The sequence below is a fragment of the Kitasatospora sp. NPDC056273 genome (assembly GCF_042268845.1).
Taxonomy (GTDB): domain Bacteria; phylum Actinomycetota; class Actinomycetes; order Streptomycetales; family Streptomycetaceae; genus Kitasatospora.
Genome location: NZ_JBHJSJ010000007.1, coordinates 92931 through 116998, shown reverse-complemented (window position 1 = coordinate 116998; position 24068 = coordinate 92931). Strand labels below are relative to the sequence as shown.

17 protein-coding genes are annotated in these 24068 nt (G+C 74.0%); 9 read left to right on the top strand and 8 right to left on the bottom strand.

Going from position 1 to position 24068, the window contains the following annotated elements; translation table 11 throughout:
• Positions 1 to 9 precede the first annotated feature (9 nt).
• Positions 10 to 1347 carry an MFS transporter gene (locus tag ACFCY1_RS09125; RefSeq protein WP_375874052.1) on the bottom strand — a complete coding sequence of 446 codons (1338 nt, stop codon included), beginning with the start codon at positions 1345 to 1347 and terminating at the stop codon, positions 10 to 12.
• Between the two features lie 86 nt (positions 1348 to 1433).
• Entirely contained in the window at positions 1434 to 2171 is a 738-nt protein-coding gene (locus ACFCY1_RS09120) for a hypothetical protein (protein ID WP_375874051.1), read from the bottom strand.
• A gap of 47 nt (positions 2172 to 2218) precedes the next feature.
• Here ACFCY1_RS09120 and npdG point away from each other — a divergent pair, with 47 nt between their 5' ends.
• Positions 2219 to 2911 carry an NADPH-dependent F420 reductase gene (npdG, locus tag ACFCY1_RS09115; RefSeq protein WP_375874050.1) on the top strand — a complete coding sequence of 231 codons (693 nt, stop codon included), beginning with the start codon at positions 2219 to 2221 and terminating at the stop codon, positions 2909 to 2911.
• A 118-nt stretch (positions 2912 to 3029) separates the two neighbouring features.
• Positions 3030 to 3218 carry a hypothetical protein gene (locus tag ACFCY1_RS09110; protein WP_074000852.1) on the top strand — a complete coding sequence of 63 codons (189 nt, stop codon included), beginning with the start codon at positions 3030 to 3032 and terminating at the stop codon, positions 3216 to 3218.
• Between the two features lie 19 nt (positions 3219 to 3237).
• On the opposite strand, the gene ACFCY1_RS09105 is transcribed toward ACFCY1_RS09110, so the two are convergent.
• A complete protein-coding gene (locus ACFCY1_RS09105; protein ID WP_049660242.1) occupies positions 3238 to 4053 on the bottom strand; it encodes a site-2 protease family protein in 816 nt (271 codons plus the stop codon).
• Between the two features lie 184 nt (positions 4054 to 4237).
• Here ACFCY1_RS09105 and ACFCY1_RS09100 point away from each other — a divergent pair, with 184 nt between their 5' ends.
• Positions 4238 to 7588 carry a BTAD domain-containing putative transcriptional regulator gene (locus ACFCY1_RS09100; RefSeq protein ID WP_375874049.1) on the top strand — a complete coding sequence of 1117 codons (3351 nt, stop codon included), beginning with the start codon at positions 4238 to 4240 and terminating at the stop codon, positions 7586 to 7588.
• A gap of 200 nt (positions 7589 to 7788) precedes the next feature.
• Here the strand turns inward: ACFCY1_RS09100 and ACFCY1_RS09095 are convergent, their stop codons facing one another.
• The 3 genes from ACFCY1_RS09095 to panB form a co-directional block, all read right to left on the bottom strand.
• The gene (locus ACFCY1_RS09095) at positions 7789 to 8622 is read right to left on the bottom strand and encodes an ABC transporter permease (RefSeq protein WP_074000854.1); all 834 of its coding nucleotides are present in this window, start codon (positions 8620 to 8622) and stop codon (positions 7789 to 7791) included.
• On the bottom strand, positions 8619 to 9641 hold the full coding sequence (locus ACFCY1_RS09090) for an ATP-binding cassette domain-containing protein (RefSeq protein WP_375874048.1): 1023 nt from the start codon (positions 9639 to 9641) through the stop codon (positions 8619 to 8621). The genes ACFCY1_RS09095 and ACFCY1_RS09090 overlap by 4 nt, the downstream gene beginning before the upstream one ends.
• Before the next feature lie 153 nt (positions 9642 to 9794).
• Complete coding sequence (panB, locus tag ACFCY1_RS09085; protein ID WP_049652786.1) at positions 9795 to 10664, bottom strand: 3-methyl-2-oxobutanoate hydroxymethyltransferase; 870 nt, start codon at positions 10662 to 10664, stop codon at positions 9795 to 9797.
• Positions 10665 to 10986: 322 nt separating this feature from the next.
• On the opposite strand from panB, the gene ACFCY1_RS09080 reads away from it, so the two are divergent.
• From ACFCY1_RS09080 to ACFCY1_RS09070, 3 genes are all read left to right on the top strand, one after another.
• A complete protein-coding gene (locus ACFCY1_RS09080) occupies positions 10987 to 12594 on the top strand; it encodes an MFS transporter (RefSeq protein ID WP_117487485.1) in 1608 nt (535 codons plus the stop codon).
• A gap of 160 nt (positions 12595 to 12754) precedes the next feature.
• Positions 12755 to 13384, top strand: a complete 630-nt coding sequence (locus ACFCY1_RS09075) for a TetR/AcrR family transcriptional regulator (RefSeq protein WP_074000856.1) — start codon at positions 12755 to 12757, stop codon at positions 13382 to 13384.
• Positions 13385 to 13629: 245 nt separating this feature from the next.
• Entirely contained in the window at positions 13630 to 14685 is a 1056-nt protein-coding gene (locus ACFCY1_RS09070) for an endonuclease/exonuclease/phosphatase family protein (RefSeq protein ID WP_049652793.1), read from the top strand.
• Positions 14686 to 14718: 33 nt separating this feature from the next.
• Here the strand turns inward: ACFCY1_RS09070 and ACFCY1_RS09065 are convergent, their stop codons facing one another.
• Positions 14719 to 16473, bottom strand: coding sequence for an NAD+ synthase (locus tag ACFCY1_RS09065; protein ID WP_375874047.1), 1755 nt, complete (start codon positions 16471 to 16473; stop codon positions 14719 to 14721).
• A 174-nt stretch (positions 16474 to 16647) separates the two neighbouring features.
• Here ACFCY1_RS09065 and glnA point away from each other — a divergent pair, with 174 nt between their 5' ends.
• Together glnA and ACFCY1_RS09055 are read left to right on the top strand one after the other, a co-directional pair.
• On the top strand, positions 16648 to 18009 hold the full coding sequence (gene glnA / locus ACFCY1_RS09060; protein WP_049652796.1) for a type I glutamate--ammonia ligase: 1362 nt from the start codon (positions 16648 to 16650) through the stop codon (positions 18007 to 18009).
• 182 nt (positions 18010 to 18191) lie between these two features.
• Positions 18192 to 19616 carry a hypothetical protein gene (locus ACFCY1_RS09055; RefSeq protein WP_375874046.1) on the top strand — a complete coding sequence of 475 codons (1425 nt, stop codon included), beginning with the start codon at positions 18192 to 18194 and terminating at the stop codon, positions 19614 to 19616.
• Here the strand turns inward: ACFCY1_RS09055 and ACFCY1_RS09050 are convergent.
• Positions 19583 to 20791: an acyltransferase family protein gene (locus ACFCY1_RS09050; RefSeq protein ID WP_375874045.1), complete on the bottom strand. Its 1209-nt coding sequence runs from the start codon at positions 20789 to 20791 to the stop codon at positions 19583 to 19585. The genes ACFCY1_RS09055 and ACFCY1_RS09050 overlap by 34 nt on opposite strands.
• A 196-nt stretch (positions 20792 to 20987) precedes the next feature.
• On the opposite strand from ACFCY1_RS09050, the gene ACFCY1_RS09045 reads away from it, so the two are divergent.
• Positions 20988 to 24014, top strand: a complete 3027-nt coding sequence (locus ACFCY1_RS09045) for a bifunctional [glutamine synthetase] adenylyltransferase/[glutamine synthetase]-adenylyl-L-tyrosine phosphorylase (protein ID WP_375874044.1) — start codon at positions 20988 to 20990, stop codon at positions 24012 to 24014.
• Positions 24015 to 24068 lie beyond the last annotated feature (54 nt).

The window sequence follows — 24068 nt, the reverse complement described above, 5'->3', positions numbered from 1 at the left end:
CGACCCCGGTCAGGCGGTCGGCGCGGCCTCCCGGGCGGCGCGCTCGTGCTCGGCGCGCACGGCCGCGGCGTTCGGGTCGGTGCGGTCGTCGTAGGCGAGCAGCTTCGGGAGGGCGGCGGCGACCGCGAGCACGGCGACGACGCAGGCGGCACCGCCCGCCCAGACGGCGGCGCGCACGCCGACCAGCCCGGCCATGGTGCCGGCCCGGACCTGGCCGAGCTGCGGGCCGACGGAGTAGCTGAGCAGTTCCACGCCGGCCATCCGGCCGCGCAGCTCGTCGGGGATGGACTGGTTCCACATGGTCGAGCGGGCGAGCCCGCTGATCTCGTCGGCGCCGCCGGCCAGCGCCAGGCCGAGCAGCACCAGCCCGATGTGCTCGGTGAGCCCGGCGAGCGCCATCGCCGCGCCCCAGCCGACGGCGGCGACCACCAGCAGCCGCCCGTGCCGGTGGACGCGGGAGGTCCAGCCGCTGGTCGCGCCGACCAGCAGGGCGCCGAGGGCGGAGGCCGCGTACATCGGGCCGAGCGCCCAGTCCGCCCCCAACTCCGAGGCCAGGAACGGGAAGACGGCCACCGGGTAGGCGAACAGCATGGCGCAGACGTCGATCGCGTAGGTGCCGAGCAGGTCCTTGCGGCTCCACGCGTAGCGGACCCCGGTGAGCACCGCCCGGACGGACGGCCGTTCGGCGCCGGTGGGCGGCGGCACCGCCTTGATCCGGACGAGCAGCAGCAGCGAGAGGGCGAAGGAGAGGACGTCCAGCGCGTACGCGGTCTGCACCCCGGCGAAGGCCACCACGACACCGGCCAGCGCCGGGCCGGCCACCGAAGCGGCGTTGTGGTACAGCGACCTGAGGGCGAACGCCGCGGTCAGGTGCTGGTGCGGGACGAGCCGGGGGAGGAGCGAGTCCAACGCCGGGCGCTGGATGCCGTCGGCGGCCGCGACCAGCGCGGCGACCAGGTAGATCGGCCAGAGCAGCGGGTGCGGCAGCAGGGCGTTGACCAGCAGCAGCCCGGCCAGCAGGCCGAGCGCGACCTCCGCCCGCAGCACCAGCTTCCGGCGGTCCAGGGCGTCGGCGAGGGCGCCGCCCCACAGGCCGAAGACGATCAGCGGCACCAGTTCGACGGCGCCGATCAGGCCGACCGCGAAGGAGGACCCGGTGAGTTCCTTGATCTGCATCGGCACGGCGACGAGGGTCAGGAAGCCGCCGAAACTGGTGACGCAGCCGGAGGTCCACAGGTAGCGGAAGTCGCGCGAGGCGCGCCAGGGCGACAGGTCGGGCGTCAGCGAGTGCAGCAGCCTCCGGGCGCGCCCGGGCACGGGGGGATGCGGGGGTTCGTCGACGTTCACGAACCGTCATCCTCGGGTGGCGGCCACCGCTTCCGCAAAGGGTTTTCGACCGGGGCGTGAACTTTTCGGCCGGGCGGTGAACGGGGTCACCAGCGGGTGATCGCGGGCCCCGAGGCCAGCCGCCCGGCGAGGTCGGCGAGCCGGTCCCGGACGGAGCGGCGGCCGGTCCGCTGCCCGGCGGCGAGGCTGACCAGGTGCTGGGCGAGGTCGAACGGCCCCTCGGCGGCGGTGCCGACGGTCAGCCGCTCGTGCGCGAGCCAGCGGAGTTCGTCGAGGCCGTGGGGTGCGTCGAGGCCGTGGGGTGCGTCGAGGCCGTGGGGTGCGTCGAGGCCGTGGGGTTCGCCACGGCCGCCGGACGTACCGGTCCCGTCGGGTACGGCGAGCCCGTCCGGCCCGTCCGACCCGTCGGCGTCAGCGGAGCCCCCGTCCAGCGCGAGCACGGTCGCGCCGCGCCGCCGGGCGTCGTGCACCCGCTCCAGCAGCGCGGCGCCGGCCGCCCGGGGGACCACCACCAGCACGGTGTCGCCGCGCCCGGCCTCGGTGAGCCGCCGCAGGTCGTGGGTCAGGTGGGCCGGGGCGTCGGCCGGCGGGCTGTGCCGCAGCAGGGTGGGCGCCAGCCGGGGGACGTCCGACCAGGCGGCCTCGTCGTCCAGGTGGGCGGCCAGGTGCCAGGGTTCGTACGCCTCGGTGCCGACCAGCAGCAGCCCGCTCGCGCTGCGCCGTTCCACGGAGCGGCGCAGCGCGCCGGCGAAGCCGCCGACCTCCTCCAGCCAGCCCGTTCCCGTCAGCCGTTCCCGGAGTGCCGAAACTCTCACCGCGTCCATGCGGGCCAGGATGTCCCGCCGGGCCGGGGATTTGGCAGGATCGGCCCATGACTTCCCTCGATTCAGCGACAAACCCGGCCCACGAGGCCCCGGACGTCTCCCAGCTGGTGGTCGGTGTCCTCGGTGGCACCGGCGACCAGGGGCGAGGACTCGCCCTGCGGCTGGCCAAGGCCGGCCAGCAGGTGATCATCGGCTCCCGCGACGCCGCCCGGGCCGAGGCCTCGGCGGCCGCGCTGGGCCTCGGCGTGCGCGGCGCCGACAACGCCACCGTCGCCCGGGAGAGCGATGTGGTGATCATCGCGGTCCCGTGGGACGGCCACGCCGCCACCCTGACCGCGCTGCGGGAGGAGCTCGCGGGCAAGATCGTCGTCGACTGCGTCAACCCGCTGGGCTTCGACAAGCAGGGCGCGTACGCGCTGAAGCCGGAGGAGGGCAGCGCCGCCGAGCAGGCCGCCGCGCTGCTGCCGGACTCCCGGGTCACCGCCGCGTTCCACCACCTCTCGGCGGTGCTGCTGCAGGACGAGTCGGTGGAGAGCATCGACACCGACGTCATGGTGCTCGGCGACGACCGGGAGGCCACCGACGTCGTCCGGGGCCTGGCCGCCCGCATCCCCGGGATGCGCGGCATCTTCGCGGGCCGGCTGCGCAACGCCCACCAGGTCGAGGCGCTGGTCGCCAACCTGATCTCGGTCAACCGCCGGTACAAGGCCCACGCGGGCCTGCGGATCACCGACGTCTGAGCGGATCCGGGCAGAGGCGTGTCGACCTCACCCCTGGACCCGGTCCGGAGGTGAGGTCGGCGACAATGGGTGGCGGCCGTGACCCGGCCGCCCGCACCCGTTCTAGGAGCCCTCCGCCATGCCTCGCACGTCCCGCTTCGCCCTGGCCGCCGTCGTCCTCGCGCTCGTGGCCCTGGTGGTCTCGCTGGTCCAGGGCTTCTGGCTGGGCCTGATCTGGTTGCCGCTGGCCGGCGTGGCCAGCAACGTGCTGTGGATGGACCGCCGCCGGGCCAGGATCGCCGCCGCGACCGCGGCCGCCGCCGAGTAGCGCCGGCCGCCGAGCAGGGCTAGTTCTTCCAGAAGCTGAACAGGTACCGGCCGAGCGTCGCGTAGTCCTGGTCCACGCCGAACAGGTTCATCAGGCCGTGGACGATCCCGAAGAAGAACTCGTTCACCTGGGGCTGCCACAGCAGCGCGAACACCGCGAGCATCCCGTACGGCGCGAACGGCTCGATCGCGCGCCGGGTCTGGTACGACAGCCAGGGCTCGACGATGCCGTAGCCGTCCAGCCCGGGCACCGGCAGCAGGTTCAGCACCGCCGCGCTCAGCTGGAGGAAGCCGAGGAAGCCCAGCGCGCCGGAGAACGGCGAGATGATCAGCTCGTGGCCCTCCCAGAACGCGTGCACGGTCGGGTCGTCCAGCCAGCCCGCGCCGATCGGGACCAGCAGCGCCGCCGCGATGAGCAGGTTGACCAGCGGGCCGGCCGCCGAGATCAGGCTGTGCTTGAGCCGGCCCTGGATGCGGTGCCGCTCGATCCAGACCGAGCCGCCGGGCAGGCCGATGCCGCCGAGGATCACGAAGACGATCGGCAGCACGAAGCTGAGCAGCACGTTGGCGTACTTCAGCGGGTTGAGCGTGAGGTAGCCCTTGGCGCCGACGGAGATGTCGCCGCCGTGCAGCGCGGTGCGCGCGTGGGCGTACTCGTGCAGGCAGAGCGAGACCATCCAGCCCGCGACCACGAACAGGAACACCCCGAACGAGGCGTTGCCGTAGCCCTGGTACACCGCCCAGCCGGAGGTGCCGAGGACGGCCAGGAGCACCCAGAACACCGGGCTGATCCGGCGGTCCTCGCTGCGGGAGCGCGGCGTGGCGGCGAAGGTCATGGTGTGGGTGCTCCGTGGGCAGAGGGAACGGGAAGGACCGGCAGGGACCGATCATGCCGGGCGGGCCGGTGGCCGGACAAGCCGCCTCCGGTGAACGTCCGAGGGCCCGGGGTCGGTTCCGCCGGGGCGCCGGGCCCTGCACAATTGTGCGGCCCTTCCCCCGCCGATCGACCAGAATGGTCCGGTGCACTACGGCATCCTCGGAACCACGACGGCCCACCACGACGACGGCACCCCGGTACCGATCGGCGGCGCCCGGCTACGGGCCCTGCTCGCGGCCCTGGCCCTCCGGCAGGGCCGGCCGGTGCCGGCCGACCTGCTGGTGGACGAGGTGTGGGAGGCCGAGCCGCCCCAGGACTCCTCCGCCGCGCTCCAGACCCTGGTCGGCCGGCTGCGCCGCACCATCGGCCGGGACGAGGTCGGCTCCGGCCCGGCCGGGTACTGGCTGACCGGTCCGGCCACCGACCTCGCCGACTTCCAGCGGCTGACCGGCGAGGGCCGCCGCGCCCTGGACACCGGGGACCACGCGCTCGCCGCCGAGCGGCTGGGCGCCGCCCTGGCGCTGTGGCGCGGCCCCGCGCTGGCCGACCTGCCGGACCGCACCGGCCCGGCCGTCCGGCTGGAGGCCCAGCGCGAGGAGGCCCGCCGCCACCGGATCACCGCCGACCTCGGCCTCGGCCGCGCCGCCGACCTGGTCGCCGAGCTGGCCGAGCTGTGCGAACGGCAGCCGCTGGACGAGTCGTTGCAGCTGCTGATGATCCGGGCGCTGCACGAGAGCGGACGGACGGCCGAGGCGCTGCGCCACTACGAGCGGACCAGGCGGGCCCTGGCCGAGGAGCTCGGCGCCGACCCGGGCCGCGGACTCCAGTCCCTGTACGCCGAGTTGCTCGCCCCGGAGGCGCCGGAGCCGGTCCACGCCGCGCCCGCGCCCGTACCCGCCGCCGCCGTTCCCCAACTCCCGCGCGCCGTCGGCAACCTGCGCGGTCGGCTGACCAGCTTCGTCGGCCGCGAGGACGATCTCGCCGCGCTGCGCGGGATGCTGACGGACCGTCGGCTGGTGACGCTGACCGGCCCCGGCGGCTCCGGCAAGACCAGCCTCTCGACCGAGGCCGGGCGCGCCGAACAGGCCGCCGGAGGCTGGCCGGGCGGCGTCTGGGTGGCCGAACTCGCCCCGTTGGAGAGCCCGGACGCGGTGCCCGCCGCCGTGGTCTCCGCGCTCGGCCTGCGCGAGATCGTGCTGCACAGCACCAGCATGGTCGCCGAGGTGATCGAGAAGCGGGCCGAGGACCCGGTGCGCCGGCTGGTCGAGCACTGCGGCCACCGCCGGATGCTGCTCGTCCTGGACAACTGCGAGCACCTGATCCAGGCCGCCGCCGACCTCGCCGACGTCCTGCTCGCCGAGTGCCCCGGGCTGACGGTGCTCGCCACCAGCCGCGAGCCGCTGGGCGTGCCCGGGGAGACGGTGCTGCCGGTCGAGCCGCTGCCCGACCCGGTCGCGCTGCGGCTGTTCGTCGAGCGCGCCGCCGCCGCCCGTCCCGGCTTCGACCCGCAGGGCGACCCGGAGGCCTGCGCCGAGATCTGCCGCCGGCTGGACGGGCTGCCGCTGGCCATCGAACTGGCCGCGGCCCGGCTGCGGGTGATGACGGCGCGCCAGATAGCCGACCGGCTGGACGGCCGGTTCGCGCTGCTCACCGCGGGCAGCCGCACCCTGCTGCCGCGCCAGCAGACGCTGCGCGCGGTGGTCGACTGGAGCTGGGACCTGCTGGGCAAGCGGGAGCGGGCGGTGCTGCGCCGGCTCTCGGTGTTCGCGGGCGGCTGGCAGCTGGAGGACGCCGAGGCGGTCTGCGCCGACGGCGTCGAGGTGGCCCCCGGCGAGGTCGCCGACCTGCTGCTGTCGCTGGTCGACAAGTCCCTGCTGGTGGCCGACCTGGACGGGGCCAGCCTGCCGCGCTACCGGATGCTGGAGACCATCCACGAGTACGCGACCGAGCGCCTCGCCGGGTCCGCCGCCGAGCGCGCCGCCACCGAGGCCCGCCACCTGGCGCACTTCCGCACCCTGCTCGCCGCCGCCGACGCGGAGATCCACGGCCCCCGGCAGCTGCACTGGCTGACGGTGCTGGAGCGCGAGCAGGACAACGTCCGGACGGCGCTGCGCCGCGCGATCGACCTGCGGGACGAGGAGCAGGCGCTGCTCCTGGCCATCGGCATGAGCTGGTACTGGTCGCTGCGCGGCTACAGCATGGAGGCGCGCACCTGGTACACCGCGATCGCCGCGCTCGGCCCGGACCCGTTCGGCCCGGACGCCCCGCGGGCGGTGCCGCTGGAGCACGGCGTGCTGGCGTACGACCTGCCGCTGCCGACGGCGGTGGTCGAGGAGGCCCGCCGGCTGCTGGCGATGTTCCGGCTGATCGGGCTGTTCGAGGGCAACCTGGACGTCCTCGGGGACCCGGAGGCGATCGAGGTCGCCCAGCGGCTGATGGACGCCTACACCCCGGACCTGCCGCAGTCCTACCGCTTCCCGGCGCTGATGCGGGTGTTCGGCGCCTTCCTGGCCGGCCGCCTGGACATGATGAAGGACCTGATGGACGACGCCGTCCAGGGCTGCGAGCAGTACGGCGGGCCGAGCGACCTGGCGTTCATCCTGCAGGTCCGGGCCAGGATGATGAACGACTGGCCGAGCGGCGCCGAGCAGAGCATCGAGGACGGCGCCCGCTCGCTGGAGCTGTACGAGCAGGCGGGCGACCTCTGGGGGATCTCCCAGGCGCTGTCCGCGCACGGCGAGTCGCTGGCCAACCGGGGCGAGGCCGCGGCCGCCGCCGAGGCGTACGCGCGGGCGATCGAGCTGATCGAGGAGCTGGGGGCGCCGCAGGAGGTGCCGATCCTGCGGGTGAACCTGGGCACCGCCCTGCTGGAGCAGGACATGGAGCACGGCGAGCGGGTCGTCCGCGAGGCGCTGGCCTCCATCGACACGCCGGGCCTCAACCAGGCCACCACCGGGGCGCTGATGTTCGGCCACCTGACGCTCTGCGGCATCCACGCCCACCGCGGCGAGTTCGCGCAGGCGCTGGCCGAGCTGGACGAGCTGGACATAGTCCGGGTCGGCGGCTTCGCGCCGAGCCTGGTGACCGGGATGCTGATGAGCGCCCGCGGCTGGATCACCGCCCGGGCCGGGGACCCGGAGGCGGGGCTCGACCTGCTGCGCGCCGGCTGGCGGCAGCTGCGGGCGGTGACGGCCGCGAGCGGCTTCGCCGAGCACATGACGGTCATGGTGGTGCCCGCGGTGACGGCGGTGCTGGGCAGCTTCGCCCAGCGCGACGGGGACCTCGGGCGGGCCCGGGCGGCGGCCGTGCTGGCCGGCGCCCACGGCGGGCTGAACGGCCCGAAGGGCGGCTACCTGGACCGGGTCGAGCGGGCGCGTTCGGAGGCGGCCCTGCGGGAGTCGCTGGGGGACGCGGGGTACGAGGAGGCCCGGGCCGGCGGGGTCGGGATGACCCAGGAGCAGGTCTTCGAGCTGCTGGAGGGGCTGCTCGGCTAGCCACGGCGCGGTCGGGCCCGGGCGGTCGGATCCCGTACAGCCGGTGCCCGTACAGCCGGTGCCCGTACGGCCGGTGCCCGTCCCCTGGTCACCGGCCGCACGGGCCCGTACGGCGGTCGGCGCCTGTCCGGGGCGGCCGGCCGTCCTGCCCGGCGGCCTTCCCCGGCGAGGGCCGGGGGAGCCGACGGTGGTCATGGGGGTCAGGTCCGCTTGCGGAACCGGGCGACCGCCAGCGGGGCGAAGACGGCGGTCACGGCGGCCGACCAGATCAGCACGATCATCACCGGGTGGGCCACCGGACCCGTGCCGTTGAGCAGGGAGCGGGAGGCGTCGGCCAGCGCCGAGAGCGGGTTGACCTTGGTGAAGGACTGCAGCCAGCCCGGCATGGTGTCGGTCCGGGCGAAGATCGAGCTGCCGAACTGCATCGGCATCAGGACCAGCATGGCCACGCCCTGGACGGCCTGGGCGCTGCGCAGGGCCATGCCCAGCAGCATCGAGATCCAGACGATCGACATGCCGAACAGCAGGGCCAGGCCGATCGTGGCCAGCACCTCCAGCGGTCCGGTCTTCACCTCGAAGCCGATGCACATCGCGAAGCCGATCAGGATCGCGAAGGAGAGCAGCCCGCGGAGGGTCTCGGCGACGATCTTGGACAGCAGGACGGAGGCCCGGCCGATCGGCAGCGTGCGGAAGCGGTCCATCACGCCGCTCTGGAAGTCGCTGTTGAGGCCGGTGCCGACGGCCATCGCGAGGGTGAGGCCGGTCTGCCCGAGCAGGCCGGGGATCAGGTACTGCTTGTAGGTGTCCTGGTCGCCGGCCATCGCGCCGCCGAAGACGTAGACGAACAGCACGGTGAAGATGACGGGCATCAGCACGGCGTCGAACATCGACTCCGGGTCGGCCTTGATCCGCATCAGGTTGCGCCGGGTCAGCGCGCCGACGTGGCGCAGGGTGCCGGTCAGGCCGATCCGGGAGTCCTCCGCCGGGGGCCGGGTGTCCCGGGCCCGGGAGGGGGTGAGCGTGGCGGTGGTCATGCGACGGGCTCCTTGGCGAGGCTGGGGGCGGGCACGGCGGCGGACGCGGGCTTGCCGGTGATGGCGAGGAAGACCTCGTCCAGGCTGGGCACCTTGGTGTCGATGCCGGCGATGGCGAAGCCGCGGCTGCCGAGCACGCCGATCACCGCGGTCAGCTGCTCCTCGCCGGTGATCGGCACCGCGAGCAGCCCGGTGTCGGTGGAGACGGTGGCGTTGAGGACGCCGCTCTCGCGCAGGCAGCGGGCCATCTCGGGCAGCTCGGCCGGGTGGGCCGGGCGGACCTGGAGGGTCTGGCCGCCGACCTTGGCCTTGAGCTCGGAGACGGCGCCGTTGGCGATCACCCGGCCGCGGTCGATGACGGTCAGCTCGTTCGCGAGCTGCTCCGCCTCCTCCATGTACTGGGTGGTCAGCAGCACGGTGCTGCCCTCGGCGACCATCCGCTGCACCTCGTCCCAGACCTCGTTGCGGGTGCGCGGGTCCAGGCCGGTGGTGGGCTCGTCCAGGTAGAGCACCCGGGGGCGGCCCATCATGCTGGCGGCCAGGTCGAGGCGGCGGCGCATGCCGCCGGAGTAGGTCTTGGCGGTCCGCTTGGCGGCCTCGGTGAGCGAGAAGCGTTCCAGCAGCTCGGCGGCCCGGGCCCTGGCCTCCCGGCGCGGGAGGTCCAGCAGCCGGCCGATGAGGTAGAGGTTCTCGTACCCGGAGAGCAGCTCGTCCACGGAGGCGTACTGGCCGGTGAGGCCGATCGTGCGGCGCAGCTGCTTGGGCTGGCGCAGCACGTCGTAGCCGCCGACGTACGCGGTGCCGGCGTCCGGCTTGATCAGGGTGGAGAGGACGCGCACCAGGGTGGTCTTGCCCGCGCCGTTGGGGCCGAGCAGGGCGAGCACGGTGCCCTCCCGGACGGTCAGGTCGACCCCGTCGAGGGCCTTCGTCTCGCCGTAGTGCTTGACGATGCCCCGCACCTCCACGGCGTTCCCGGAAGTGGTTCCCCGGTCGTTCGGGGCTGTCGCGATTCGTGTCATGCCCCCAGGCTGTCCGCCCCGGCTGTCAGCTCCCTGTCGGCCAGGGCGGTGCGCTGTCGGTTCGCTGTCACGCCGCTGTCAGCGGCCGCCGCGGGGCCGGGAACGGCGGCGGCCCCGCTCCCGGCGGGGGAGCGGGGCCGCCGGCGGCGGTCCTTACGTGAAGCTGTGCTCGGCCGCGGGGAAGGCACCGGTGCGGACGTCCTGGGCGTAGGCGCGGGCGGCGTCGCCGAGGACGGTGCGCAGGTCGGCGTACTGCTTGACGAACTTGGGCACCCGGCCGGCCGTCATGCCGGCCATGTCGGTCCAGACCAGCACCTGGGCGTCGGTGTCCGGGCCGCCGCCGATGCCGACGGTCGGGATCGCCAGCTGCTCGGTGACCTGGGCGGCCAGCTCGGCCGGGACGGCCTCCAGCACGACCGCGAAGGCGCCGGACTGCTGGACGGCCTTGGCGTCGCGGAGCAGCTGGTGGGCCGCCTCGTCGCCCCGGCCCTGGACCGGGTAGCCGCCGAGGGCGTGCACGGACTGCGGGGTGAGGCCGATGTGGGCCATCACCGGGACGCCGGCCTCGACCAGTAGCTCGATCGAGCGGGCGCTGCGCTCCCCGCCCTCCAGCTTGACCGCGCCGACCCCGGCCTCCTTCATCAGCCGGGCCGCGTTGTGCATGGCCTGGGCGGGGGACTCCTGGTACGAGCCGAACGGCAGGTCGGCGACGATCATGGACCGCTTGGTGCCGCGGACGACGGCGGCGGAGAGCATCACCATCTGATCCATGGTCACCGGGACGGTGGTCTCGTAGCCGAGGTGGCAGTTGCCCGCCGAGTCGCCGACCAGCAGCACCGGGATGCCGGCCTCGTCGAACACGCCCGCGGTGAGGGCGTCGTAGGCGGTCAGCATCGACCACTTCTCGCCGCGCTGCTTGGCGGCGGCGAGGTCGCGGACGGTGACCCGGCGGTTGGTGACCCCGCCGTAGAGGGTGGTGGTCGACGCCTGGTTCTGGGCAGGCGAAGGCGTAGAAGCGTTCATCGAACGGACTCCTGAAGGGTTGTCGTCTCGTGGCGCCGTACGGCGTCCCCGGATCACCTCCATGCTTGCACGCCCCGGCTCCGGCGCAAAGAGGGGTGCGTTCGTCCCGGTGCGATCCAGGCCACACCGGGCGCGATCCGCGCCGCACCGGGTGCGCGGGCGCCCCGCGCCGGGGTGCGCGGGAGGCCCCCGAATTTGCCTGCTCTTTACGAAACGGGTTCGTCTCGTATCGTATCGGCCGCTAGTCTGGTGCGGGGGGTTACGAGACGCATTCGGCTCGGAATTGCCCGCCAGTGCCACACCACCACGGACGGGAACACCCATGACCACCGCAGCCGCGCCACCCCGCGTGCCGGAAGCCATCCACCGTCGGCGCTGGGCGATCCTCGGCACCCTGCTGCTCGCCCTGCTCGTCGTCGTGCTCGACAACTCGATCCTCAACGTCGCGATGAAGACCATCGCGACCCCCGCGCCGGTCGGCCTCGGGGCCACCCAGAGCGACCTGGAATGGTCGATCAACTCCTACACCCTGGTCTTCGCCGGGCTGCTGTTCACCTCCGGCCTGCTCGGCGACCGGTTCGGCCGCAAGCGCGCGCTGCTGGCCGGCATGGTGGTCTTCGGGATCGCCTCGCTGCTGTCCGCGCTGGCCGCCTCGCCCGGTGAACTCATCGGCTACCGCGCCCTGATGGGCGTCGGCGGCGCGCTCGCGATGCCCGCCACGCTGGCGATCATCATGAACGTCTTCGAGCGCTCCGAGCAGCCCAAGGCGATCGGGATCTGGGCCGGCGCGGTCGGCCTGGCCATCGCCATCGGCCCGATCACCGGCGGCCTGCTGATCGAGCACTTCTGGTGGGGCTCGGTCTTCCTGGTCAACGTCCCGATCGTGGTCGTCGCGGTGATAGCGATGGTGATCCTGGTCCCCGAGTCCAAGGACCCCAACCCGGGCCGGATGGACCCGATCGGCGTACTGCTGTCGATCATCGGCCTGGTCGCGCTGATCTACGGCATCATCAAGGGCGGCGAGCTGGCCGACTTCACCGCGGCCGGGGCCTGGGTGCCGACCCTGGTCGGCGTCGTCGCGCTGGTCGCCTTCGTCTGGTACGAGCGCCGCACCGCGTTCCCCGCGCTGGACGTCACCTGGTTCCGCAACCGGGTGTTCAGCGCCTCCGTGGTGGTCGTCGGCGTGATCTTCTTCGCGCTGATGGGCGTCTCCTTCTTCGGCGTCTTCTACATCCAGAGCGTGCGCGGCTACAGCGCCCTCCAGGCCGGCGTGCTGATGCTGCCGCTGGCCGCCGCCCAGCTGGTGTTCGCGCCGCGGGCCCGGCTGGTGGTCGACCGCCTCGGCGTCGCCGCCACCGCCGCCGGCGGCATGCTGCTGGTCGCGCTCGGCTTCGTCGGCTACGTCGTGCTGACCGCCACCACCCCGATCTGGGTGCTGGTCCTGCTCGGCCTGGTGATGGGCGCCGGCATGGCGCACGTCATGCCGCCGGTCACCGTCGCGATCATGGCCTCGCTGCCCCGCGAGAAGGCCGGCGCCGGCTCGGCCGTCAACAACACCTTCCGCCAGGTCGGCGGCTCGCTCGGGGTCGCCGTGCTCGGCGCGGTGCTCTCCACCGTCTACCGCGACGGGATGGCCGACACCCTGACCCACCTGCCCGAGGGGCTGCGCGACAAGGCCGGCGAGTCGCTGGAGGCCACCCTGGCCATCGCCGGCCGCATCCCCGGCGGCGAGGCGCTGGTCGCCCCGGCGAACGACTCCTTCATCCACGCCATGCACGTGGTCGCCTCGCTCTCGGTGGGCGTCTCGGTGATCGGCGCCGTCGTCGCCTGGTTCCTGCTGCCGGGCCGCTCGGCCGCCCCCGCGGGACCGGCCGGGCCGGCCCCCGAGCAGCGCGGCCAGGAGCGGGAGTCCGCGGCCGCGGACGCCTGACCGGCGGCCGGCCGTACCGCGACTGAGTGACAATGGCCCTGTCACCCGGGTACGCCCGGGTGGCGGGGCCTCGGTCCCGGCAGGCCCCCTGCCGAGGGCCCACCGGAGGACACCCCACGGCGCCAGGGCGACCGGGGAGGACGAGGGAGAGACAGCGGGGATGAAGACGGACACGCCGACCGCCGGCACCGGGCAGCACTGCGCGGAGGTACGCCGTGGCCGGCCCCGCAGCGAGGCCGCCGAGCAGGCCATCTTCGGGGCCGTCGAGGACCTGATGGCCGGCGGCACCGCGCTGTCCGAGCTCACCATCGAGGGCATCGCCGCCGCCGCCGGCGTCGGCAAGGCCACCATCTACCGGCGCTGGCCCAACAAGGAGGCCCTGCTGGTCGACGTGGTCAGCCGACTGGAGGAGCCGCTGCCGGAGCCCACCGGCGCCGGCGCCCGGGCCGACCTGATCGCCCTGGTGGACCACGTCCGCCGGCGCGGCCTGGCCAAGCGCACCCGCTGGGTGCTCAAGGCCGCCCTCGGCCAGATGCAGACCCTGCCCGAGCTGTACACCGCCTACCGGGACCGGGTGATCAAGCCCCGCCGGGAGGTCGGGCTCGGCCTGATCCGCCGGGCCGTCGCCGAGGGCGTGATCCGCGACGACCTCGACCTGGAACTGCTCAACGACCTGCTGATGGGGCCGATCCTCTACCGCAGCATCCTGTGGGACGACTCCGACCTGGAGGACCCGGACCTGGCCCGCAAGCTGGTCGACTCCATGCTCGAAGGCCTCGCGCCCCGCTGACCCGGCCGGACGGCACCCCGGACGCGGCCTCGCCCGCCGGACCGGACGTGGCCTCGCCCGCCGGACCGGACGTGGCCTCGCTCACCAAACCGGGCCACGCCGGAACCCGCTCAGCGGGCCCGACGTCTGTCCCGGCATAGGCTGAGCCGGGTATCCGATCAAACCGGCACCGGTCCGGTCGTGCCCGCACCTTCGACGGTCCGGGTACCGGAACGGCGGCGGCACGAGCGAACGGGAGCCACTTCATGGCGCAGGCGGACAGGACCGAACGGATCGCGGCCCCAGGGGGCGGCGCCGACGGCCCGGCCCCCGCGTCGCGTCGAGGCGGCTTCCTCGGCCTGCGCCACTGGGGCCGGGACGCCCGCGGCAGCACCACCTGGCGGCGCGGCCTGGTGGTCGCCGTGCTGGCCGTGCTCACCGCCGCGCTGATCGCCCTGCACGCCGAGGTGCCCAACAGCGCCGGCAACCTCGGCAGCCTGCTGGAGACCTTCCTGCCCTGGCTGGGCCTGGCCGTCCCGGTGCTGCTGGTGCCCGCGCTGCTGCGCCGCTCCGCCACCGCGCTGATCGCCCTGCTGCTGCCCGTCGTGCTCTGGGCCAACCTGTTCGGCGGCCTGTTGAGCGACAAGAGCGGCGGCAAGGGCGACTGGACGGTGGTCAGCCACAACGTCGCCGCCGCCAACACCGACGTGCCGGGCACCGTCCGCACCCTGGTGGACTCCGGTGCCCAGATCGTCGCCCTGCAGGAGCTGGCCGGCAAGCAGCTGCGCTCGTACGAGACCGGGCTCGCCGCCGCCTACCCGCACCACACCGTGGAGGGCACCGTCGGGCTCTGGTCGAAGTACCCGATCGGCGACGTCACCCCGGTGGACCTGAAGATCGGCTGGACCAGGGCCTTCCGGGCCGAGGTCACCACCCCGCAGGGCCCGGTCGCGGTGTACGTCGCGCACCTGCCCTCGGTGCGGCTGAAGGCCGAGGGCGGCTTCACCGTCAACCAGCGGGACGTCAGCGCGCAGGCGCTCGGCGACGCGATCCAGGCCGAGCCGCTGAAGAAGGTCCTGCTGCTCGGCGACCTCAACGGCACCATGAACGACCGCAGCCTGGCGCCGGTCACCTCGCAGATGCGCTCGGCCCAGGGCGCCGCCGGGGACGGCTTCGGCTTCAGCTGGCCGGCCGCCTTCCCGATGGCCCGGATCGACCAGATCATGAGCAAGGGCGGGCTGAAGCCGGTGGACTCCCGCACCCTGCCCCGGGACGGCAGCGACCACCTCCCGGTGGCCGCCACCTACCGGTACTCCTCCTGAGGGTCGGCCGGGTACGGGTCGGCCGGGTGGGGATCAGCCGCGCCGCCAGCGGTTGGTGATCGGCAGGCGGCGGTCCCGGCCGAAGTTCTTGGCCGAGATCTTCGGGCCCGGCGGGTACTGGCGCCGCTTGTACTCGGCGGTGTCGACCAGCCGGACCACCCGGTCCACCAGGGCCGGGTCGAAGCCGGCCGCCACGATCGCGTCCCGGCCCTCGTCGCCCTCGATGTAGCGGGTCAGCAGGCTGTCCAGCAGGTCGTAGTCGGGCAGCGAGTCGGTGTCCACCTGGTCCGGCCGCAGTTCGGCGGACGGCGGCTTGGCGATGGTGTGCTCCGGGATCGGCGGCACCTCGCCGCGCCGCCCGGCCTCCTCGTTGCGCCAGCGCGCCAGCCGGAAGACCAGCGACTTGTAGACGTCCTTGACGGGCCCGTAGGCGCCCACCGAGTCGCCGTACAGGGTCGAGTAGCCGACCGCCAGCTCGCTCTTGTTGCCGGGCGCGAGCACCAGGTGCCCCTCCTGGTTGGAGATCGCCATCAGCAGGGTGCCGCGCAGCCGGGACTGGAGGTTCTCCTCGGCCAGGCCGGTCAGCTCGACGGCGCCCAGGTAGGCGTCGAACATCGGGGCGATGGAGACGGTCCGGAAGCGCAGCCCGGTCCGGCGGGCCAGTTCGGCCGCGTCGTCCCGGGAGTGCTGGGAGGAGTAGCGGCTGGGCATCGAGACGCAGTGCACGTTCGGCGCGCCGACGGCGTCCACCGCGATCGCGGCCACCAGTGCCGAGTCGATGCCGCCGGACAGGCCGATCAGCACGGAGTCGAAGCCGTTCTTGGCCACGTACGCCCGGGTGCCGGAGACCAGCGCGGCCCAGATCTCGGCCTCGTCGGACAGCCGCGGCGCCACCCCGGCGGTGAGCGGTTCGGCGGGCGCGGCCTGCGGCCCGCCGCCCAGCTCGGTACGGACCAGGTGCAGCCCGTCGCTGAGCAGCAGGCCGTCGGTGTCGTCGCCGGCGGCGGCCGGCAGGTCGAGGTCCAGCACCAGCAGGTGCTCCTCGAACTGCGGGGCGCGGGCCAGGACTTCACCGTCCGCGCCGACCACGATCGAGTCGCCGTCGAAGACCAGCTCGTCCTGGCCGCCGACCATGTTGACGTACGCCAGGGCGCAGCCCGCCTCGGCGGCCCGGCGCCGCACCAGCTCCAGCCGCTGGTCGTCCTTGTTCCGCTCGTACGGGGAGCCGTTGACCACCAGGAGCAGCCCGGCGCCGGCCTCGCGGGCGGCGGTGACCCGGCCGCCGTCCTGCCAGATGTCCTCGCAGATCGCCAGCGCGACGTCCACCCCGTGCAGCCGCAGCACCGGCAGCTGGTCGCCCGGGACGAACCAGCGGAACTCGTCGAACACGCCGTAGTTGGGCAGGTGGTGCTTGGCGAAGCGGGTCACCACCTCGCCCCGGTGCAGCACGGCGGCGCAGTTCTGCGGGGAGCCGGCCGGGCGGTTGAAGCGCGGCGAGGCGTGCTCGGAGCGCCCGAGGTAGCCGACCACCACCGGGACCCCGCCCAGCCCCTCCGCCGCCAGCCGGGCGGCCAGGGCGACCAGCGCGGCGCGGGAGGCCTCGACGAAGGAGTGGCGCAGGGCGAGGTCCTCCACCGGGTACCCGGTGAGGGCCATCTCGGGGAAGGCGACCAGCTGCGCGCCGGCCTCCGCGGCCTGCTTGGTCCGGCGCACCACCTCGTCGCCGTTGCGGGCGAGGTCGCCGACCCAGGGGTCGGTCTGGCACAGGGCGAGACGGAGATTGGGCATGCCCCGAGTGTAATCGTCTAACTGACGCGATGTCCTGGGCGGGAGCCGGCGGCGGGGGTCGGCACTGCCGGGCCGGGCGGGGATCGGCCATGATGGGGGCAACCGCTTTACGAGGTCTTTCCACGGCCTCCGGGGCGTAACACGAGCGTAAAGAGCAGAGGTGAGACTGTCCCCATGGGCAAGCAGCAGCAGTTCGTGCTTCGGACGCTCGAAGAGCGTGACATCCGGTTCGTCCGGCTGTGGTTCACCGACGTGCTCGGCTTCCTGAAGTCGGTCGCGGTGGCGCCGGCCGAGCTGGAGCAGGCCTTCGAGGAGGGCATCGGGTTCGACGGCTCGGCGATCGAGGGGTTCGCCCGGGTGTACGAGTCCGACATGATCGCCAAGCCGGATCCGACCACCTTCCAGATCCTGCCGTGGCGCTCGGAGACCCCGGGCACCGCCCGGATGTTCTGCGACATCCTGATGCCGGACGGCTCGCCCTCCTTCGCCGACCCCCGGTTCGTGCTCAAGCGCACCCTGGAGAAGGCCTCCGAGCAGGGCTTCACCTTCTACACACACCCGGAGATCGAGTTCTTCCTGCTGAAGAACCTGCCCGGCGACGGCACCCCGCCGATCCCCGCCGACCAGTCCGGCTACTTCGACCACACCCCGCGCGGGGTGGGCCACGACTTCCGCCGCCAGGCGATCACCATGCTGGAGTCGATGGGCATCTCGGTCGAGTTCTCGCACCACGAGGGCGCCCCCGGCCAGCAGGAGATCGACCTGCGCTACGCCGACGCGCTCTCCACCGCCGACAACATCATGACCTTCCGGCTGGTCATGAAGGAGGTCGCGCTGGAGCAGGGCGTGCACGCGAGCTTCATGCCCAAGCCGTTCTCCGAGCACCCCGGCAGCGGCATGCACACCCACGTCTCGCTGTTCGAGGGCGACCGCAACGCCTTCCACGAGTCCGGCGCCGAGTACCAGCTCTCCAAGGTCGGCCGGTCCTTCATCGCCGGGCTGCTGAAGCACGCCGCCGAGACGGCCGCCGTCACCAACCAGTGGGTGAACTCCTACAAGCGGATCTGGGGCGGCTCCCAGCGCACCGCCGGGGCCGGCGGCGAGGCGCCCTCGTACATCTGCTGGGGCCACAACAACCGCTCGGCGCTGATCCGGGTGCCGATGTACAAGCCGGGCAAGCAGGGCTCCACCCGGATCGAGGTCCGCTCCCTGGACACCGGCTGCAACCCGTACCTCGCCTACGCCGTCACCCTCGCGGCCGGCCTGAAGGGCATCGAGGAGGGCTACGAGCTCCCGCCCGGCGCCGACGACGACGTGTGGGCGCTGACCGACTCCGAGCGCCGCGCCCTCGGCATCCAGCCGATGCCGCAGAACCTCGGCGAGGCCATCGACCTGATGCAGCGCAGCGAACTCGTCGCCGAGACCCTCGGCGAGCACGTCTTCGACTTCTTCCTGCGCAACAAGCACAAGGAGTGGGAGGAGTACCGCTCCGAGGTCACCCCGTTCGAGCTGCGGAAGAACCTCCAGGTGCTGTGAGCGGCTGACGGCCGCTCAAACCGTTTCCGGCCCGCTGTCGCCCGAAGGGACGACGGCGGGCCGTCCTATGGAGTGGATCTGCGACGGATCGCCGGTCGCGGTGGCGGAATGTGAAGCTTGTATGACCGGGTGTCATGGTCCGATGGGGTCTGAATGTCCGTTTCATCCTGAAAGAGGATCACATGACCTCCTCCGTCAGTCGCGCCGCCGCCACCCGACTGCTCGTCCGCCGGACCTGCGTCGTGGGTGCCGCCGTGGCCGCCGTCGCGGGCCAGTTGCTGGCCGTCCCGACCGTCGCCGACGCCCGCGGTTCGGGTACGGGCACCGGTGCGAACGCGGGTGCGCAGTACCCGCAGAGCTCGCAGAACTCGCAGGCCCCACAGAGCTCGCAGAGCCCGCAGAACTCGCAGAACTCACAGAGCTCGCAGCTCCCGCAGCTTCCGCTGCACCCGAAGAACCCGCTGGAGCTGCTGCAGTCGCTGCAGTCGAAGAACCCGCTCCAGTCGTTCCAGGCGCTGCAGTCGCCGCAGCCGCACCGCCCGCAGCAGCGGGCCACCACGATCGCCGAGAACCAGCTGCCGTTCACCACCCGCTTCGAGGGCGACTTCCACGGCTCCATCACCCGGATCAGCAACTCGCTGATGACCTGCGACGAGACGAAGGCGCCGCTCGACCCGGAGCAGCCGTCCTGCGAGGACGCCCGCAAGGGCCTCGGCTCCCGGCCGATCAACAACAAGTACGAGATGAAGTACATCAACATCGACCCGGGCTCGGTCGGCCCGCTCGGCGACGGGATCTACTCCGCCAGCTCCGCCGACCTGGGCCTGATCGACGGCTCCCGGGTCAAGTACGCCCGGCTGTACTGGGGCGGCACCCGCGGCATCGACGACGTCGTGCTGCCGGAGAACCAGATCGACGAGGTCTACCTGAAGGTCCCGGGTGAGGGCCAGTACCGCAACATCGCCAACGACCAGCCCTCGATCGGCTACATCACCACCGACGTGGAGAGCAGCTACCAGGCCTCCGCCGACATCACCGACCTGGTCCGGCAGGCCGGCAACGGCACCTACACCGTCGCCAACATGGACTCGGTGGTGAAGCCGCACAGCTGGGGCGGCTGGACGATCGTGGTCGCGTACGAGAACGACTGCAAGCCGTACCGGCACATCCACCTGTGGGACGGCTTCCGGGTCGAGCTGCCGGACAGCCCGCCGCGCGAGTTCGACCTCACCGGGCTGCAGACCCCCGCCGCCGGCCCGGTCGCGGGCAAGCTCGGCTTCGTGGTCTACGACGGCGACCTCAAGTGGACCGGCGACACCCTCGCCATCAAGTCCACCAACGGCCCGCAGGCGCTCTTCTCGGACCTCAACCACGCCTCCAACGACGCGTTCAACTCCACCATCGAGGAGCTGACCCCGGCCGACCAGTTCATCCGCACCCCGTACAACCGCAACAACTTCGGCTACGACTCCAACCGTTGGGACATCTCGCCGTTCCTGCGCAACGGCGACACCGACATCAAGGTGCTGTTCGACACCGACAAGGACGGCTACGACCTGGGCGTCTTCTACGCCTACGTCAACCTGGACGGCTCCACCGAGGGCTGATCCGCCGAGGGCTGATCCACCGTCCGGCCACGGCGCCGCTGCCGCACCACCCGCACCGCGCGGGGCGGCAGCGGCGCCGCCGCGTCCCGGCCCCGCGGGGCGCCGCGCAGCAGCCGCTCGCAGGGGCGCTCCACCCAGCGGTACAGGGCCCCCGCGGCCACCAGCGAGCCGCCCGCCAGCAGCAGCCAGACGCCGAGCGTCGCGGCCCCCGGCGCCGGGCGGCCCTGGACGGCCAGCCAGCAGCGGACGCCGATCTCGTGCACCAGGTACCAGGCGTACGACCACTCGCCGAGCCGTACGGCCGTCCGGCCCGCCAGCAGCCGGGGCGGGGCCCCGGCGGCGTCGCACCGGGCGGCGGCCGCCAGCAGGGCGGCGAACAGTGGTGCGGACAGCAACTGGGAGGCGCTGTACGGGCCGTACCAGGAGGAGTCCGGGACGGCGGCGTGCCAGGGGACCAGCAGGACGTGGAAGAGCAGCACGGCGGCGGCCGCCGGGAGGAGCCCCGGCCGCAGGAGGCGCACCCGGGGGAGCACGCCGTGCCGCACGGCCAGGCCGGTGACCACGCCCAGGACGAACTGCGGGGTCCGGGCCGGCGGCAGGTAGTCCAGCAGCCAGCCGCGCACCGTCGGGTCGGCGGGCAGCAGGGCACCGGCCGCCCACAGCACCGGGCCGAGCACGGCGCACAGGGCCGCGAGCGGCAGCCAGGCGCGCCGGCGCGGGGCCAGCAGGCGCAGCAGCGGCGGGAACAGCAGGTAGAACCAGGCCTCGGCGCCCAGCGACCAGGAGGCCGGGTTGCCGCCGTACAGGGTGGGCAGCGCCCACGGGTGCACCAGCGCCAGCGACCAGAGCGCCGCCGCCACCGGCAGCACCGCGCCGATCGCCGCGTCCGCGCCCAGGGACAGCGCGGTGGTCAGCACGTGCAGCGGCCAGATCCGGGCGAACCGGCGGCGGGCGAAGACCAACGGCCGGGCGGGCGAGGCCCCGTACGTCCAGGCCAGCACGAAACCGGAGAGCACGAAGAAGAACGTCACGCCCGAACGGCCGTACCAGGCGAGCGGGCTGAGCAGCGGCACCTCGCCCACCTTGCGGGAGAGGTGGTAGAGCACCACCAGCAGGGCGGCCCAGAAGCGCAGCCCGGTGAGCGAGGGCAGGCGGCTGGGGCCGGTCGTGGGCATCGGCGCTCCGGGGGCGGGGGACGGGGGCGGGGGACGGGGGCGGCGCCCGGGTGAACGAGCACGGCGGGGCCGAGGTCACGCCGACGGCGGCGGGCGGTCGCGTCCGGCGACGGGGTGCCGGGGCGCGTAACCTGCTAGGGCCCGAACGGACCTGCCAGGGCCGGACGGGCCCCTGGGCGGACGGATGGAGGGGCCGATGGCGGTGGAGGAGCAGCGGGCCGGGAGCCGGGTCAGCCGGCCGGAGAACCGGCTGGTCCGGCGCGGGTTCACCGACCCGGCGCGGGCGGTGCGGCTGTTGGAGGGCCCCGGGCTGGAGGGCCTGGCCGACGACCCCGTGCTGCTGGACGCGCTCGGCGCCACCGCCGACCCCGACCTCGCGCTGCTCGGCCTGTCCCGGCTGCTGGAGGCCGCCGACGAGGCCGACCGGCACACCCTGCGCGACACCCTCACCACCTCCAAGCCGCTGCGCGACCGGCTGCTCGGCGTGCTCGGCGTCTCCACCGCGCTCGGCGACCACCTGGCCCGGCACCCGCACGACTGGCACGTGCTGGTCACCTTCGAACTGCGCGACATGCACCCCGGCCCGGAGGACTTCCGCCGCTCCCTCGCCGAGGGCGTCCGGGACGACACCCTCGGCCCCGCGAACGCGCTGCGCGTCGCCTACCGCCGCTGCCTGCTCGCCATCGCCGCCCGCGACCTCACCGGCACCACCGACCTCGCGCAGACCGCCGCCGAACTCGCCGACCTGGCCGGCGCCACCCTCCAGACCGCCCTGGACCTCGCCGCCGAGCAGGACCCGGAGGCGGCCGCGGCCTGCCGGCTCGCCGTGATCGGCATGGGCAAGTGCGGCGGCCGCGAGCTCAACTACGTCTCGGACGTGGACGTGGTCTTCGTCGCCGAGCCGCGCGAGGGCGTGGACGAGCACGAGGCGCTCAAGGCCGCCACCCGGCTGGCCGCCGCCCTCACCCGGCTGTGCGCGGACACCACCGGCGAGGGCACCATCTGGCCGGTGGACGCCAACCTGCGCCCCGAGGGCCGCAACGGCCCACTGGTGCGCACCCTGGCCAGCCACCTCGCCTACTACCAGCGCTGGGCCAAGACCTGGGAGTTCCAGGCGCTGCTCAAGGCCCGCCCGGTCGCCGGGGACGCGGAGCTCGGCGCCGCGTACGTGGCGGCGCTCGCCCCGATGGTCTGGCAGGCCGCCGCCCGGGAGAACTTCGTCGCCGACGTGCAGCAGATGCGCCGCCGGGTGATCGACTCCATCCCGGCCACCGAGCTGGACCGCCAGCTCAAGCTCGGCCCGGGCGGGCTGCGCGACGTCGAGTTCTCCGTCCAGCTGCTCCAGCTGGTGCACGGCCGCACCGACCCGGCGCTGCGCAGCGGCAACACCCTGGAGGCGCTGGCCGCGCTCTCCCGGGGCGGCTACGTCGGCCGGGCGGACGCCGCCTCGCTGGACGCCGCGTACCGCTTCCTGCGCTCGCTGGAGCACCGCATCCAGCTGTACCGGCTGCGCCGCACCCACCTGATGCCCACCGGGGCCGAGGACCTGCGCCGGCTGGCCCGCTCACTGGCGGCGCTGATCAACGACGACACCCGCGCCGACCCGGTGGCCGCGCTGCAGCGCGAGTGGAAGCGGCACGCGATGGAGGTCCGGCGGCTGCACGAGAAGCTGTTCTACCGGCCGCTGCTCGACGCCGTCGCCGAACTGCCGCCGGGCGCCACCGGGCTCAGCCCGGAGGCGGCCCGGGCCCGGCTGGAGGCGCTGGGCTACGCGGACCCGGCCGCCGCGCTGCGGCACCTCAGCGCGCTCGCCTCCGGGGTGAGCCGCAAGGCGGCGATCCAGCGCACCCTGCTGCCGGTGCTGCTCGGCTGGTTCGCCGAGTCCGCGGACCCGGACGCCGGGCTGCTCAACTTCCGCCAGGTCTCCGACGCGCTCGGCCGCACCCCCTGGTACCTGCGGCTGCTGCGGGACGAGAGCGCCGCCGCCGAACAGCTGGCCCGGGTGCTGTCGGCCGGTCGGCTCGCCCCCGACCTGCTGCTGCGCGCCCCCGAGGCGGTGGCCATGCTGGGCGACCCGCACGGCCTGGAACCGCGCGGCCGGGCGGCGCTGCAGTCGGAGATACTGGCCGCCGTCGGCCGGGCCGGGTCCACCCACGCCGCGGTGGCCGCCGCCCGCTCGGTGCGCCGCCGCGAGCTGTTCCGCACCGCCGCCGCGGACGTGCTCGGGCGGCTCGGGGAGGACCCGGCCGAGGCGCTGGACACCGCCGGGGAGGCGCTCACCGCGCTCAACGCCGCCACCCTGGGCGGCGCGCTGCGCGCCTGCGTGGCCGGCTGGGAGGCCGAGCACGGGGACCTGCCGACCCGGATCGCGGTGATCGCGATGGGCCGCTTCGGCGGCCACGAACTGGGCTACGGCTCGGACGCGGACGTGCTCTTCGTCCACGAGCCGCTGCTCGGCTCGCTGGAGGAGGCGGCCGCCCGGGCCGCCCAGGCGGTCTGCCACGAGCTGCGCGCCCAGCTGGGCGCGCCGTCCACCGAGCCGCCGCTGCTGGTCGACGCCGACCTGCGGCCGGAGGGCCGCAGCGGCCCGCTGGTGCGCACCCTGGCCTCGTACGCGGCGTACTACCGGCGCTGGTCGCACGCCTGGGAGAGCCAGGCGCTGCTGCGGGCCGAACCGGTGGCCGGGGACGAGGAGCTGGGCGCGCGGTTCCGGCAGCTGATCGACCCGCTGCGCTACCCCGGCGGCGGGGTGCCGGAGCGGGACCTGGTGGAGATCCGCCGGATCAAGGCGCGGATCGAGGCCGAGCGGCTGCCGCGCGGGGCCGACCCGACCACCCACACCAAGATCGGCCGGGGCGGGCTGGCGGACGTCGAGTGGACGGTGCAGCTGCTGCAGCTCCGGCACGGGTACGAGCTGCCGGCCCTGCGCACCACCCGGACCAGGGCGGCGCTGGCCGCGGCCGCGGAGGCCGGGCTGGTCGAGCCGGAGGACGCCGAGGTGCTGGACACGGCGTGGGTGCTGGCCTCCCGGGTGCGGGCGGCGGTGATGCTGGTGCGAGGGCGGCCCGGGGACAGCTTCCCGGGGGAGGCCCGGGAGCTGGCGGGGGTGGCCCGCTACCTCGGGTACGGCTCCGGGCACAGCGGCGAGCTGCTGGACGACTACCGGCGGACCACCCGGCGGGCCCGGGCGGTGGTGGACCGGCTGTTCTACGGCGCCGACTGACCGGGGCCGCCCCCGGGGACGGCCCGCCCGGGGTACGCGAAAGGGGCCCCGGTC

Coding starts and splice junctions, on each gene's coding strand:
- ACFCY1_RS09050 (WP_375874045.1), bottom strand. CDS start 20,791: ATGCCCACGACCGGCCCCAGCCGCCTGCCCTCGCTCACCGGGCTGCGC.
- ACFCY1_RS09070 (WP_049652793.1), top strand. CDS start 13,630: ATGGCGCAGGCGGACAGGACCGAACGGATCGCGGCCCCAGGGGGCGGC.
- ACFCY1_RS09105 (WP_049660242.1), bottom strand. CDS start 4,053: ATGACCTTCGCCGCCACGCCGCGCTCCCGCAGCGAGGACCGCCGGATC.
- ACFCY1_RS09120 (WP_375874051.1), bottom strand. CDS start 2,171: ATGGACGCGGTGAGAGTTTCGGCACTCCGGGAACGGCTGACGGGAACG.
- ACFCY1_RS09110 (WP_074000852.1), top strand. CDS start 3,030: ATGCCTCGCACGTCCCGCTTCGCCCTGGCCGCCGTCGTCCTCGCGCTC.
- ACFCY1_RS09080 (WP_117487485.1), top strand. CDS start 10,987: ATGACCACCGCAGCCGCGCCACCCCGCGTGCCGGAAGCCATCCACCGT.
- ACFCY1_RS09055 (WP_375874046.1), top strand. CDS start 18,192: ATGACCTCCTCCGTCAGTCGCGCCGCCGCCACCCGACTGCTCGTCCGC.
- ACFCY1_RS09095 (WP_074000854.1), bottom strand. CDS start 8,622: ATGACCACCGCCACGCTCACCCCCTCCCGGGCCCGGGACACCCGGCCC.
- ACFCY1_RS09045 (WP_375874044.1), top strand. CDS start 20,988: ATGGCGGTGGAGGAGCAGCGGGCCGGGAGCCGGGTCAGCCGGCCGGAG.
- glnA (WP_049652796.1), top strand. CDS start 16,648: ATGGGCAAGCAGCAGCAGTTCGTGCTTCGGACGCTCGAAGAGCGTGAC.
- ACFCY1_RS09065 (WP_375874047.1), bottom strand. CDS start 16,473: ATGCCCAATCTCCGTCTCGCCCTGTGCCAGACCGACCCCTGGGTCGGC.
- npdG (WP_375874050.1), top strand. CDS start 2,219: ATGACTTCCCTCGATTCAGCGACAAACCCGGCCCACGAGGCCCCGGAC.
- ACFCY1_RS09090 (WP_375874048.1), bottom strand. CDS start 9,641: ATGACACGAATCGCGACAGCCCCGAACGACCGGGGAACCACTTCCGGG.
- panB (WP_049652786.1), bottom strand. CDS start 10,664: ATGAACGCTTCTACGCCTTCGCCTGCCCAGAACCAGGCGTCGACCACC.
- ACFCY1_RS09075 (WP_074000856.1), top strand. CDS start 12,755: ATGAAGACGGACACGCCGACCGCCGGCACCGGGCAGCACTGCGCGGAG.